The 12,398-nt window shown below is 60.2% G+C and carries 12 protein-coding genes and 1 tRNA gene; 9 read left to right on the plus strand and 4 right to left on the minus strand.

Going from position 1 to position 12,398, the window contains the following annotated elements; translation table 11 throughout:
- The first annotated feature begins 16 nt into the window (after positions 1-16).
- The 6 genes from AC3WTO_RS23835 (at position 17) to AC3WTO_RS23860 (ending at position 6,926) form a co-directional block, all read left to right on the plus strand.
- Positions 17-766 (plus strand): SDR family NAD(P)-dependent oxidoreductase, encoded by a 750-nt coding sequence (locus AC3WTO_RS23835; RefSeq protein WP_492463311.1) that lies wholly within the window; start codon positions 17-19, stop codon positions 764-766.
- A 14-nt stretch (positions 767-780) separates the two neighbouring features.
- Complete coding sequence (locus AC3WTO_RS23840) at positions 781-1,563, plus strand: creatininase (RefSeq protein ID WP_492463310.1); 783 nt, start codon at positions 781-783, stop codon at positions 1,561-1,563.
- A 23-nt stretch (positions 1,564-1,586) separates the two neighbouring features.
- Positions 1,587-2,711, plus strand: a complete 1,125-nt coding sequence (locus AC3WTO_RS23845; RefSeq protein ID WP_492463309.1) for an ABC transporter ATP-binding protein — start codon at positions 1,587-1,589, stop codon at positions 2,709-2,711.
- A 141-nt stretch (positions 2,712-2,852) separates the two neighbouring features.
- Positions 2,853-3,761, plus strand: coding sequence for an NAD-dependent epimerase/dehydratase family protein (locus AC3WTO_RS23850; protein WP_492463308.1), 909 nt, complete (start codon positions 2,853-2,855; stop codon positions 3,759-3,761).
- A 494-nt stretch (positions 3,762-4,255) separates the two neighbouring features.
- Positions 4,256-6,046 (plus strand): ABC transporter ATP-binding protein, encoded by a 1,791-nt coding sequence (locus tag AC3WTO_RS23855; RefSeq protein ID WP_492463307.1) that lies wholly within the window; start codon positions 4,256-4,258, stop codon positions 6,044-6,046.
- A 289-nt stretch (positions 6,047-6,335) separates the two neighbouring features.
- Positions 6,336-6,926 carry a DNA-3-methyladenine glycosylase gene (locus AC3WTO_RS23860; protein WP_492463306.1) on the plus strand — a complete coding sequence of 197 codons (591 nt, stop codon included), beginning with the start codon at positions 6,336-6,338 and terminating at the stop codon, positions 6,924-6,926.
- 118 nt (positions 6,927-7,044) lie between these two features.
- Here the strand turns inward: AC3WTO_RS23860 and AC3WTO_RS23865 are convergent.
- Positions 7,045-7,121: transfer RNA gene (locus tag AC3WTO_RS23865), tRNA-Met, on the minus strand.
- A gap of 392 nt (positions 7,122-7,513) precedes the next feature.
- Here AC3WTO_RS23865 and AC3WTO_RS23870 point away from each other — a divergent pair.
- Positions 7,514-8,479: a Gfo/Idh/MocA family protein gene (locus AC3WTO_RS23870; RefSeq protein ID WP_492463305.1), complete on the plus strand. Its 966-nt coding sequence runs from the start codon at positions 7,514-7,516 to the stop codon at positions 8,477-8,479.
- 76 nt (positions 8,480-8,555) lie between these two features.
- Here the strand turns inward: AC3WTO_RS23870 and mnmA are convergent, their stop codons facing one another.
- Positions 8,556-9,746: a tRNA 2-thiouridine(34) synthase MnmA gene (gene mnmA / locus AC3WTO_RS23875; protein ID WP_492463470.1), complete on the minus strand. Its 1,191-nt coding sequence runs from the start codon at positions 9,744-9,746 to the stop codon at positions 8,556-8,558.
- A gap of 324 nt (positions 9,747-10,070) precedes the next feature.
- Between mnmA and sciP the strand changes: the two genes are divergently transcribed.
- Positions 10,071-10,346, plus strand: a complete 276-nt coding sequence (sciP, locus tag AC3WTO_RS23880; protein WP_013529904.1) for a CtrA inhibitor SciP — start codon at positions 10,071-10,073, stop codon at positions 10,344-10,346.
- Between the two features lie 164 nt (positions 10,347-10,510).
- On the opposite strand, the gene AC3WTO_RS23885 is transcribed toward sciP, so the two are convergent.
- Entirely contained in the window at positions 10,511-11,437 is a 927-nt protein-coding gene (locus AC3WTO_RS23885; protein ID WP_492463304.1) for an NADP-dependent oxidoreductase, read from the minus strand.
- 85 nt (positions 11,438-11,522) lie between these two features.
- Between AC3WTO_RS23885 and AC3WTO_RS23890 the strand changes: the two genes are divergently transcribed.
- Positions 11,523-11,921 (plus strand): winged helix-turn-helix transcriptional regulator, encoded by a 399-nt coding sequence (locus AC3WTO_RS23890; protein ID WP_492463303.1) that lies wholly within the window; start codon positions 11,523-11,525, stop codon positions 11,919-11,921.
- Positions 11,922-11,990: 69 nt separating this feature from the next.
- Here AC3WTO_RS23890 and AC3WTO_RS23895 read toward each other — a convergent pair whose 3' ends face one another.
- The gene (locus AC3WTO_RS23895) at positions 11,991-12,368 is read right to left on the minus strand and encodes a flagellar export protein FliJ (protein ID WP_492463302.1); all 378 of its coding nucleotides are present in this window, start codon (positions 12,366-12,368) and stop codon (positions 11,991-11,993) included.
- Between the last annotated feature and the right edge of the window lie 30 nt (positions 12,369-12,398).

Here is a 12,398-nt window from a genome sequence, read left to right on the forward strand (position 1 = left end):
GCAAACTTTCGGATCCATGGCCGGACGACGCGCCGTCATAACCGGCGGTCTTTCGGGAATAGGCCTGGCTGCCGCGCGCTTCTTCGCCGCTGCCGGCGCCTCGCAGGTGCTCATCGATCGGACCGTGCCCCGGCAAGGTGGGTTGACCGATCTCGGATTCGGCCAGGAGACCACCTTCCTGCAGGCGGACGTTTCGGACGACGGCGGGATTGCCGAGGCCATGAAGTCCGCGGCGGAGCGGCTTGGAGGAATTGACGCGCTGGTTACTGCTGCCGGCATCGCCAGGGCCGGCACCGCGCCCGAAACGCCGCTGCGCGATCTGGACGATGTCCTCTCCGTCAATCTCAGGGGCACTTTTCTGTGCTGTCGCGCAGCCATTCCCGTGATGACACAGACCGGTGGCGGTTCGATCGTCACGATCGCCTCGGAACAAGGGATGGTCGGCGTGCCAGCGATGGCTGCTTATTCCGCAAGCAAGGGCGGTGTCGTGCAACTGACCCGTGCGCTGGCGGTCGATCACGCGCGGGACGGTATCCGCGTCAATTGTGTATGCCCCGGGCCGATCCTTACCCCCATGCTGGAGGCGTTCCTGGACGGTACCGGCGACAGGGCGGGACAACTGAAAAAGGAAGCCGCAACCACGCTGCTTGGGCGCGTCGGCAAGGTCGAGGAAATCGCCGCCGCGGTCCAGTTTCTGACGTCCAGCGCCGCATCTTTCGTGACCGGCGTGATCCTGCCGGTCGACGGCGGCGCGACCGCCCACTGAAAAAAGGAGCGAACATGACTGCCGAAGTCGAAATGAGCCGCATGAGCTGGACAGACTATGCTCACGCCATCGATAGCCGCGACCCGGCCATCTTGATACCGGTGGGATCCATCGAGCAACATGGGCCTCACCTGCCACTGGCCACGGACTGCCTCATTCCGGAGGCGATCGCCCGTGCGGCGGCGCAGCACGCCGGCGCCCTGGTCGCGCCGACCCTGACATACGGGTCCAAATCGGTGCCGCGTTGCGGCGGCGGGCAGCATTTCTGCGGCACGACCAGTCTCGATGCTTCCACGTTGATGGCTCAGATCAAGGATATCGTCCGCGAACTCGCCAGACACAACGTAAGCAAGGTGGCGTTCGTCGTCGGTCACATGGAAAACCAGTGGTTTGTGACCGAAGCTTGCGACCTGGCATTGCGCGAGTTGAAGATGCTTGGGATGAGGCAGCCCAAACTCATGAATGTCGGCTACTGGGAATTCCTCTCGAAGCACACGATCGACAAGGTTTTCGGCGAGAGTTTTCCGGACTGGTCGCTCGAGCATGCCGGCATCATGGAGACATCCATCATGCTGCACTGTCACCCTGAACTGGTGAAGATGGACCGCCTCGAGGACCACGCACCTGCCGCGTTGCCCAAGTTCGATCTATGGCCCTACGACGAGAGTTTGGTACCCGCGTCCGGCGTGCTCAATACCGCCAAAGGGGCCAACGCGGAAAAGGGAAAGATCTTCTACGACGAGTATGTTCAATCGCTGGCTGGCGCTCTGAGCGAAGCCTTCGGCGACAGCCGATGATTCATCCAAGGGTGGTACATCATATGAACATGCCTGTTACCCCTTTGAAGGTCCAAAGCCCAGCCGCCGACCGAGAGCGCGGCAAAGGGGCCGGAGAGCAGCCAATCGTATCGATGCGGGGTATTCGCAAGGCATTCGGTGGCTATCAAGCCGTCGACAACATCAACCTGGAGATTTTTCCGGGAGATTTCGTTGCGATCCTGGGCCCTTCAGGATGCGGGAAAACCACGTTGCTGCGCATGATCGGCGGTTTCCTGCAGCCTGACGAGGGCGTGATCGAGATCGATGGCGTCGATGTCACCAGACAGGGGCCGGCGCAAAGGCCGACAAACACCGTTTTCCAGGGATACGGCTTGTTCCCGCATATGTCGGTCCGGCAGAACATCGGCTACGGTCTCAAGATCGCCGGCAGGCCGAAATCTGAAATCGAGCGGATCGTCGACCTGAACCTGGGATTGGTCAGAATGACCGAATTTGCCGGGCGCAACATTCGCGAGCTTTCAGGTGGCCAACAGCAGCGCGTGGCCCTGGCGCGAGCCTTGGCCATGCGTCCGAAAGTCCTCTTGCTGGATGAAAGCCTCGCAGCCCTCGACTTGAAGCTGCGCCAGCAGATGCAGAGCGAACTCCGTGCCATCCACCAGGAGATCGGTGGTACCTTCGTCTTTGTCACACACGATCAGGGCGAGGCCTTCTCACTGGCCAACAAAGTTGCCGTGATGAACAAGGGACGGGTCGAACAATTCGCCTCACCCCACGAGATTTACCACAGGCCGAAAACCTCGTTCGTAGCGACGTTTGTCGGTGAAGCCAATGTTTTCAGGTGCCGTAGAGACAATGGCGTCATCGCGTTAACCCAAGACGCAGTCTTTCACGACCCCGGACCCAATGGCGATATCACCATAATGGTGCGGCCCGAAAACATGACGCCTTCGAGAGGCGGTTCACCGGATACCCGGGGCATCTCGGTTAAAGCGAGAGCCGTCGACAAGTCATTCCAGGGATCATTCACGAAATTGTCCTTCATCGATGAGGGCGGGCGCGAAATCGATGTCAACCTCGGTGGCGATGCCGATCTTGCGGGTATCGAGATTGGGGAGTTTGTCACCCTATCCTGGCAGTCGGACAGCATGATCGTCTTCGACGAATAGACCAGGGGACGTCTTGCTCGGATGGTGGGAGCCCGCCTGAACCAGGACGCATGATGGCTCACCATTCTCAGTAACCCGGGATCTCCAGTTCCCTGCGAACTGTTCGCGCAGAACTCATACCTCGAAGGATCGCAATCAGACATGCCCTCGATTCTCGTTACGGGTGGCCTCGGCTACACCGGCCGCGCCATTGTCCGGCAGCTCGCCACGCAGAACATCAAGGTGATCAGCTACAATCGCGACTATTCCGAGCAGTCGACCGATTTCGTCACTTCCGTGCAAGGCGAGCTCTATGACGTCCCGCGCCTGGTCCGCACGATCGAGAAATATGAGGTCGATCGCATCATCCATACAGCGGCGCTATCCCACCCGGACCTCTCGATCGAGCTGCCGATGACCACCGTCGTTGCCAATATCGACGGCACGGTCAATGTCATGGAGGCGATGCGGCTTGCTGGCATCAAGCGGCTGGTGAACTTCTCTTCCGAAGCCGTCTATGGCAACCATCCTGCCCCGGTGGACGAAAGCTCAGCCACGATGCCGACGACACCTTATGGTGTCACCAAACTGGCAGTCGAGCACTTCGGACGCGTTTACAACGGTCTCTACGGGCTGCAGACGATCTCGCTCCGTTTCACGGAAGTTTATGGCCCTGGCAATCGCATGCCGCAAATCCTGCGCGACATTATCAAGACGGTGCTTCGCGGCGAGCCGTTCGTTGCAGAGAAGGGCGCTGATCACCTTTACCACTTCATCCATATGGAGGACGTGGCACGCGCGACCATTCTGGCCGCGACGGCTGAAACCGTGAAGAGTTCGGTTTTCAATATTTTCGGTGACGGGGCATGGACGCTGAGCCAAGCCGCAGACCTGCTGCGAAAGCTCCTGCCGGATGCGCTGATCTCGATCGGTCCGGGCCATTTCGATCTCGACCGCCATGGGCCGTGGAGCCAGTCAGTCGCAATCCGGGAGCTCGGATATGCTCCGCTTCATACCTTAAGGGATGGTCTGGCGGGTTATGTGGGTTGGCTGGGGACGAACGAATATTGAGTTCATTCATTGGCGCAATTCGATTGATCGTTTCCTTGCTGCCTCAGTTGCTTCGGTCAAGGGCTTGTTTGACTTCTCCTTCGCCATCAAAACAGGACCACGAGGCTCGTCTATGCAGTGTCAGGATAGATAAACGACATAAAGCCTCTCCACGGGATCTTCACGCGTCTTTCACGCAGACTGGACGAACACGCTGATTTATGTGCTCTACATGAGGACATCGATGTTCATATTGCGTGTGCTTGTCGTCTGCGTAACCGCAGCCGGTTTCGGTGTCCTATTCTCCATGCTGATAAACAACCATCAACGTGAGCAGCCGCCACGCGCTGTACCGCATAGTCTGAGATAGTCCGAATGCGACAGCGATCTACCGGCTTACGTTGATGCCCGCTTTGCATCCCCTATGACTGACGCGCACGCCATCTACCTCGCAGTTGTCGTTCTTGTTTGCGTCATAGCCAAGCAGACTCACGATCTGGGCAGGACAGGTTGAGATGGCACAAATCGACGACGAGATTGATGATCTCGACTACGACGAATTGGCTGACACGCATGTGTCGGCGCGCCGCGTGCTCGGCCTGTTCAAGCCATATCGCGGTCGTGTTGCGACGGTGCTCGTGCTCATCCTGCTGGCGGCTGTTGCCGGAGTCGGCTCGCCGTTCCTATTGCGGGGTATCATCGACAATGCATTGCCCACCGGCGATCTTCACCTGCTGGCAGTGCTGGCTGGAGGGTTGATCGCGCTTGCCTGTCTCGAAGCCGCGATCGCCGTGCTGCAGGCGTTGGTCACATCACAGGTCGGCCAGGCGATCATGCATGACCTCAGGGTCAGGGTATACGCGCATCTGCAGTCGCTCTCCCTCGGTTTCTTCACCAAGACGCGGACCGGCGAAGTGCAGTCGCGTATTGCAAGCGATATCGGCGGTCTGCAGGCTCTTGTCACCCATACCGCGAGCGATCTGACGCGCAATGTCAGCACCGTCGTGGTGACCATGATCGCCATGCTGCTGTTGGAATGGCGACTGGCGCTGTTTTCTTTCCTGGTGCTGCCGCTGGCGATCTGGATCAGCCATCGCGTGGGGCGGTTGCGCGAGAAGATCACCTACGAGCAGCAACTTCGCATTGCCGATATGTCCTCGGCCGTGCAGGAATCGCTATCGATCTCCGGCATCATCCTGGCGCGCACGATGGGTCGTACCCATCATCTGACCCGTCGCTTCATTCGCACATCGGAAAGTGTCGCGGCGCTGGAAGTGCGCTCGCACACGGCCGGGCAATGGGAATTCTCGGTGATCGACCTGGTGCTGCGCGCATTGCCGGCCTTGACCCTGCTGCTTGGCGGCTGGCTGATGGGGCAGGGTGCCGCGGTGACGATCGGCACGCTGGTCGCCATGATCGCCCTGCAGGAACAGATCCTGTGGCCTCTGGAAGAAGTCCTGCAATCCGGGGTTCAGATAAAGACGACACGAGCCCTGTTCGCGCGTATCTTCGACTATCTCGATCGTCCCGTGGAGATCAACGAGCGAGCCGATCCTGTCGTGCTTGTGCGCGATCAGATGCGTGGCGCGGTGCGTTTCCAGAATGTCACCTTTGCCTACGACAAGTCGGAGTCGCCGACGGTTTCAGGGGTGACGATCGACATACCGGCTGGATCCCACGTAGCCATCGTCGGCTCCACCGGATCAGGCAAGACGACGCTGGGCTATCTTTTGGCGCGGCTTTACGACGTGGACGACGGCGCGATCAGCTACGACGGTATCGACGTGCGGAACCTGAGCTTCGAGACCCTCACGGACATGCTCGGAGTGGTCACCCAGGACCCTTACCTGTTCCACGCGACCGTTGCCGAGAACCTTCGTTTCGCCAAGCCGGAAGCTTCCGAGAGCGACCTGATTGCCGCCGCCAAGGCTGCCCAATTGCACGACATGCTGATGGCATTGCCTGATGGCTATGCCACGATGGTCGGCGAACGCGGCTATCGCTTCTCAGGTGGGGAAAAACAGCGGCTCGCCCTGGCTCGGACGATTTTACGCAACCCTCGTGTCCTGCTGCTCGATGAAGCGACCAGTGCACTCGACACCGCCACTGAGCGCGCGATGTCGCTTGCACTTGAGAGCCTTGCCAAGGACCGCACCACCATCACCATCGCCCATCGTCTCTCCACTGTGCGGCATGCGGATCAGATCATCGTCCTGAGCAAAGGCCGCGTCGTGGAGCGTGGCAATCACGAGACGTTGCTTGGCCTCGGCGGAGTTTATGCCGGTCTGGTCCGCTCCACATTTTAAAGGTTGATCGCACCAGGGAAAGGCGGCTTGGGTCGCAAGCAGCTTCAAGGCTCCGCCGCTATCAGCTGACGGCGGAGCCCGTGACGGCGGAGCCCGTGGCCAAAATTCGGATACAGGTTTGGCGGCGAGAGGGAGCGCTGCCAGCCAATCAAGGGATCTATTCTCGAGGAGCCGCGATGCTGCGGATCAAACCTAGCGGCTTCTTTGTGGAAAGGGTTCCGCCACGACACAAGGCTGCTAAGCTGGAGGCCTGACAAGTCCCTCGCCAATGCACGTTCGAGCAGATCACATGTCCTCAGACATCAAAGCTGTTTCTCTGATGCCTGATGATTTCGTCAGATTCTGGGATCGTGCATCTCAGCAGGTCGCCGCCGAACTCATTGGCTTCGAGTTCTACGTTGATGGTGTGGGTGGGGTGATCGTGGAGACCGAAGCCTATTCTCCGGATGACCCGGCCTCTCACAGCTTCATTGGAGAAACGCCGCGGAACGCAGTCATGTTCGGGCCTCCCGGCCGCATTTACGTCTACCGTTCCTATGGTCTGCATTGGTGCCTGAATTTCGTATGCCAACGCGCAAGCGCTGTGCTGATCAGAGCGCTTGAACCCGTTGATGGCTTGGATCGTATGGTTGAGCGCCGCGGCTTGTCGGACCACCGATTGCTTTGTTCTGGGCCGGGCCGCCTCGCGATGGCCCTGGGCGTCGACGGGTCCTTCAACGGAATGTCTCTGGCGGGGCAGAGGTTCTTGCTCACACCGTCTCAAACTCAAAGTCCGGTCGTCTTCGGGGCTCGGATCGGAATATCCAAGGCCGTCGACAAGCCATGGCGGTTTGGTCTGGCCGGATCGCGGTTCCTGAGCAAGGTCTTCAACGACCTCTGAAGCCCACGCGCGTGGGACTGCATCTAGTGCTTGAAGCGGTTTCGCGCTTCCAGAGGCAAGAGCAGTCGCAAAGATATCCTGCACTGCCCAGCATGCGGATATTCGCGTCAAGGAGTGATGGTAGCGGGAGAGGGACTTGAACCCCCGACCCCAGGATTATGATTCCCGTGCTCTAACCAACTGAGCTACCCCGCCATCGGGTCGGCGCCGTGCGATCAACCACTCTTCAAAGCGGGTCATCAGGTCAGCGCCAAAGTCGCGCGGATATAAGGGGGCAGTGGTAATCCTGTCAAGCACGAGAAGCGGCCGGGACCGGAGAAATAAGCATGCAAGCTGGTTCCGCCGGATCGGAGCGTTTTGGCGACGACAATGCAGGCCGTATTGGATGCGATCCGAGGTGCTTATGTCTGCTGTGACGGCTCCTGGTCCGGCCATGCCAGGGAACCTCGTTGTGCCGGCTCATCGAAAAGCGGTGCATCGGTCAGCAGCCGATCCCGCAGGGGGAGGCGATGGGGTTGAGTTCGGCGAAGGGCGCCGCTATGTCTCAACCGACGATTTTCGCGCGAAATGTTTGAGTTCCTGATTTGATGAAACCGCGTATTGCAGTCCTCGGATGCGGGTACTGGGGCAGCAACCACATCCGGACGCTGAAGGGGCTTGGTGCGCTCCATGCGGTTTCAGACGCCAATTTCGCGCGCGCCGAGGGATTTGCCAGCGAACAGGATTGCCTCGCCATCCGGCCGGACGAGCTTTTCGAACGCGACGATGTCGACGCCATCGTCATGGCGCTGCCGCCACAGTTCCACGCGGATCTTTCGATCCGGGCCGTCGAGAACGGCAAGGATGTTCTGGTCGAAAAGCCGATCGCGCTGACCGTTCCCGATGCCGAGCGCGCTGTTCAGGCGGCAAAGGACACGCAGCGCGTCTTCATGGTCGGCCATGTGCTGCGCTTTCATCCGGCCTTCGAGAAACTGAAGGCATTGGTCGATGCCGGCGAACTCGGCGAAATCCGCTACATCCATTCGCACCGTCTCGGCCTTGGCAAATTCCACACCGAGAATGATGCGTTGTGGGATCTGGCGCCGCACGACCTGTCGATGATCCTGGCCCTTACCGGCACCGAGCCGCTGGAAGTGCGCGGCGAGGGGGCGGCGCTGCTCGACCATCTCAGCGATTTCGCGCATCTGCACATGCGCTTCCCGAACAATCTGAGAAGCCACCTCTTTGCTTCGCGGCTCAATCCCTATCGTGAGCGCCGCCTGACCGTGGTCGGCGCCAGGGCGATGGCGGTTTTCGACGACGTCGAGCCTTGGGAAAGAAAGCTCGCGGTTTATCATCACGCCGTATGGCAGGACAGCGGTCAATGGGCCGCCACCAGCAACGAGCCGACCTATATCGAGGTCGAGCAGGGAATGCCGCTGACGCGTGAACTGCAGCACTTCCTTCAGTGCATCGAGACGCGTGCCGAGCCGCGCACGGATGGCGAAGAGGCGATCCGGGTGCTGCGCATCCTGACCGCGGGTACGGTCACTCACGGCCGTATCGGCGGCTGAAAACAAAGAGTTTTCGCCCTACGGGCATAGCGCGCTGTCGCGCGCCACGATGTCATCTGAAAAATGAGAGTTGGTATTACTCTGCTGCGATGGACGAAGGCTTGCCGGCCAAACGGTTCAGCATGGCCTCAGCCTCGGCGCCGCGCTCCGACCGTTCGATGAAGCCGCCGCCGAAGACGCGCGCCTCATTTCCATCATCGGAATAGAGCACACAGGCCTGACCCGGTGCGATGCCGGACTCGCCATCCACCAGTTCGACCCAGGTGCTACCGTCGCGATGATGCAGGACGGCAGGCCGCGGCGGCCGCGTGGAACGCACCTTGGCGAACAGTTCAAGTCCGCCGGACGGAATCTCGGCAAGGGCGTCGTCGCCCAGCCAGTTCATGGACCGCAGATAAATCTTGTGCGTTTCGAGCGCTTCGCGCGGACCGACGATGACCCTCGAACGGTCGGCGTCGAGATGCACGACATAAAGCGGTTCGCCGGAAGCGACGCCAATGCCACGGCGCTGGCCGATGGTGTAGCGCAGGATTCCGTCATGTCGGCCGAGAACGCGGCCGTCGATGTGCACGATGTCGCCGGGATTGGCAGCCGTCGGCTTCAGCTTGGCGATGACGTCCGAATACTTGCCCTGCGGCACGAAGCAGATGTCCTGGCTGTCCTGCTTGGCGGCAACGACAAGGCCCATCTGTTCGGCCATCGCCCGCACCTCGGGCTTCGGCAGGCCGCCGAGCGGGAAACGCAGGTAGTCGATCTGCGCCTGCGTGGTGGCGAACAGGAAGTAGCTCTGGTCGCGATCGGCATCGACCGGCCGATAAAGGGCGCGATGGGCGCCATTGGCCCTCGAGCGGATGTAGTGGCCGGTCGCAAGGGCATCGGCGCCGAGATCCTGGGCGGTTGCCAGAAGGTCGGCGAACTTGACGGTCTGGTTGCACGATACGCAGGGGATCGGTGTCTCGCCGGCGACATAGCTCTCGGCAAACGGATTGATCACCGCCTTGCGGAAGCGCTCTTCGTAGTCGAGCACATAGTGAGGGATGCCGAGCGTTTCCGAAACTCGGCGCGCGTCCTCGATATCCTGGCCCGCGCAGCAGGAACCGGCGCGATGTGTGGCCGCGCCATGATCATAAAGCTGCAGGGTCACGCCGACGACGTCATAGCCTTCCCGTTTGAGGAGGCCGGCGACGACGGAGGAATCGACGCCACCAGACATGGCAACGACAACGCGTGTGTCTTCTGGGCGTCCGGGAAGGTCCAGGCTGTTCATCATGTCAGTTCCGAATTCAGGCCGCAAACAAACGGCCCCGACTATATAGGGCATAGGTCACGCAGGCGCCAGCACAAGCAGACATGTCAGCCGGCCCTTTGATTTCCCGCTTTTGACCAGGCGTCCGGCCCCGTCGGATGCAGATGTCCGGCACGATCCGGGGCGTCTGGCGCAAGTGCTGGGCAATTGTCTCAAAAGCTTGCGGAAAGCCTAACGTGACGTTCACGAACATTACTTATCCATGAGCGACCGCTTAGGCAATTTTTAAAGCTGTGGCGGTACTGTGGCAGGGATTGGTTCTGTGAGTTTTCAGTAGAGAGTACGATGACCGATCTGGTTAGACCGCGAGTCAAATATGTCATAGGGCCTGACGGCAGCCCTCTTACGATTGCCGATCTGCCGCCGACGAACACCCGCCGTTGGGTCATTCGGCGCAAGGCGGAAGTGGTTGCTGCGGTGCGGGGCGGATTGCTCAGCCTCGACGAAGCCTGTCAGCGCTACAAGCTCACGACGGAAGAGTTTCTTTCCTGGCAAGCTTCCATTGACGAATATGGCCTGGCCGGGCTGCGCACGACGCGCATTCAGCAATACCGGCACTGACGGATCTGGTTTCTGGACGAAAAAGGCGCGGATTCCGCGCCTTTTTCGTTTAAAGCCATTCCAGGAAAAGTGCGTAGCGGTTTCCGTCCGGAATTGCGTGATAACAAATACTTAGAGCGTTTCAGCGTTTCCGAGAAAGTCGGAAACGCTCTGCTCTCTCGATATCATATCTTGAGCGCGACCTTGCCGGAGGGCCTTGTCGCCAGAAATGCATGCGCCGCGCCGGCTTCCTCCAGTGGGAATGCCCTGGCGACATGAACTGCCAGCTTGCCCGCGTCGATGAGCTTGGCCAGTTCAACCAGACCCGCGTGATCCGGGACAACGGAAATGTGGGCGTGGCGGATACCACGCGACGCGGCTTCCGCCTTGGCCGTGTCGGAAATGCCGAGCAATGAAACCAGCGTGCCGCCGTCCTTCAAGACCTTGAGCGCCTGTTCCGCGTTTTCGCCGCCGATCGGCTCGAGAACGATATCGATGTCCGATACGACGTCGGAAAACGGCGTCGCCGTGTAGTCGATCACTTCGTCGGCGCCCAGGCTGCGAACAAAGTCGAGCTTGGAGGTACTTGCCGTCGCCACGACATAAGCGCCGCGCGCCTTGGCGATCTGGACGGCCAGATGCCCGACTCCGCCTGCCGCGGCCTGGACAAGAACACGCTGGCCGGACCCGACCTGAGCTGCTCCAACCAGTCCCTGCCATGCCGTCAGGCCAGCGAGAGGCAAGGCACCGGCGTGGATGTGGTCGATCCGCTTGGGTTTCAAGACGAGTTCGTTGACGGGCGCTGTCACGAGCTCGGCATAGGCCGCCGCTTCCCCGGGGAACCGCGGCATGCCGAAGACTTCGTCTCTCACCGCGAAACCATCCGTGTCCGGGCCAAGTTTCTCAACGACGCCGGAAATATCCCAGCCAACGGTAAAGGGCGGTTCGCCGAGCAGCGGATAGGCGCCGCTGCGCACGGCCGTATCGACGGGGTTGATGCCTGCTGCATGAACCCGCACCAACACCTCCCCCTTGGCCGGCTCGGGGGCAGGGCGGTTGGCGATGGTCAATACTTCAGGTCCGCCGACGCTGGTCTGGACGATGGCACGCATGGATATCTCCTGTTTGAACGACGCTATACAAAAGATAGTGTCTATCCATTGTCCAGTACGTACCATTTTGATATATAGGTACCCCATGTATAGTGACGATTGCGAACCCTATGGCTATGACGCGTTCCGGCGGACCTGTCCGTCGCACGCCGTTCTGGAGATGCTGTCGAGCAAATGGGTCTATCTGACGGTCGGCGCACTGCGGCGCGGCCGCATGCGTCATGGCGAGCTGGCGCGGAAGATGGAGGGCATTACGCCCAAGATGCTGACCCAGACGTTGCGGACGCTGGAGCGCGATGGCTTGGTTCAGCGTGAGATCTTCCCGGTCATTCCACCGCGGGTGGAGTATGAACTGACCGCTTTGGGACATGATCTCGCCGGTCTGCTCGACCAGATTCGCTCATGGTCGGAAGTGCATGTGCCCGACATCAGGAGCGCGCGCCTCGCGGCGGAAGAAAATGCCGTGCAGGCCTCCGTCCGCTGACGTGTCATCGTCAGGCTGCGGAGACCGATCCTGAATTCCTAAATGTTGTAACAGGGCGACCGAGCGCGATTAGCCGATCATCGCGCTGCGGCCACCGGTTTCCGGCTCGCGTACCCGCGAATCACGTGATTCCAGCATCTCCGCCTTGGCCAATTCTGCCTCGGCTTCGTTGAGCAATGCTTCGGCGGCGCTGCGCTGCTGGGCGAGGTCCGACTGCGAGTTCCTCAGATTGTCGCGCCGCAGCCGCGCGGCCTTGGCGAAGGTCGGATAGGCGAAGTGATTGATGTCGGTAATGCCGGCTTTCTTTTCCTCGGCGGTGATCTGGAATTCCAGCTCTCCAGCCATGCGCTCGAATTCGGCGATCATCATGTCCAGCTGCAGAAGCTGCCGGCGTTTCTCATTCACCTGAAATTGCTTCAGTCGAACGAGGTTCTCGCGTGACTTCATGATTCGGTACTCCTGCCAACGCACACACGC

The organism is Mesorhizobium sp. EU05-FHT14A09 (assembly GCF_058790995.1).

Excerpts from the sequence above, each read along its gene's own strand:
- AC3WTO_RS23835 (WP_492463311.1), top strand. The coding sequence starts at position 17 with ATGGCCGGACGACGCGCCGTCATAACCGGCGGTCTTTCGGGAATAGGC.
- AC3WTO_RS23840 (WP_492463310.1), top strand. The coding sequence starts at position 781 with ATGACTGCCGAAGTCGAAATGAGCCGCATGAGCTGGACAGACTATGCT.
- AC3WTO_RS23845 (WP_492463309.1), top strand. The coding sequence starts at position 1,587 with ATGAACATGCCTGTTACCCCTTTGAAGGTCCAAAGCCCAGCCGCCGAC.
- AC3WTO_RS23850 (WP_492463308.1), top strand. The coding sequence starts at position 2,853 with ATGCCCTCGATTCTCGTTACGGGTGGCCTCGGCTACACCGGCCGCGCC.
- AC3WTO_RS23855 (WP_492463307.1), top strand. The coding sequence starts at position 4,256 with ATGGCACAAATCGACGACGAGATTGATGATCTCGACTACGACGAATTG.
- AC3WTO_RS23860 (WP_492463306.1), top strand. The coding sequence starts at position 6,336 with ATGTCCTCAGACATCAAAGCTGTTTCTCTGATGCCTGATGATTTCGTC.
- AC3WTO_RS23870 (WP_492463305.1), top strand. The coding sequence starts at position 7,514 with ATGAAACCGCGTATTGCAGTCCTCGGATGCGGGTACTGGGGCAGCAAC.
- mnmA (WP_492463470.1), bottom strand. The coding sequence starts at position 9,746 with ATGAACAGCCTGGACCTTCCCGGACGCCCAGAAGACACACGCGTTGTC.
- sciP (WP_013529904.1), top strand. The coding sequence starts at position 10,071 with ATGACCGATCTGGTTAGACCGCGAGTCAAATATGTCATAGGGCCTGAC.
- AC3WTO_RS23885 (WP_492463304.1), bottom strand. The coding sequence starts at position 11,437 with ATGCGTGCCATCGTCCAGACCAGCGTCGGCGGACCTGAAGTATTGACC.
- AC3WTO_RS23890 (WP_492463303.1), top strand. The coding sequence starts at position 11,523 with ATGTATAGTGACGATTGCGAACCCTATGGCTATGACGCGTTCCGGCGG.
- AC3WTO_RS23895 (WP_492463302.1), bottom strand. The coding sequence starts at position 12,368 with ATGAAGTCACGCGAGAACCTCGTTCGACTGAAGCAATTTCAGGTGAAT.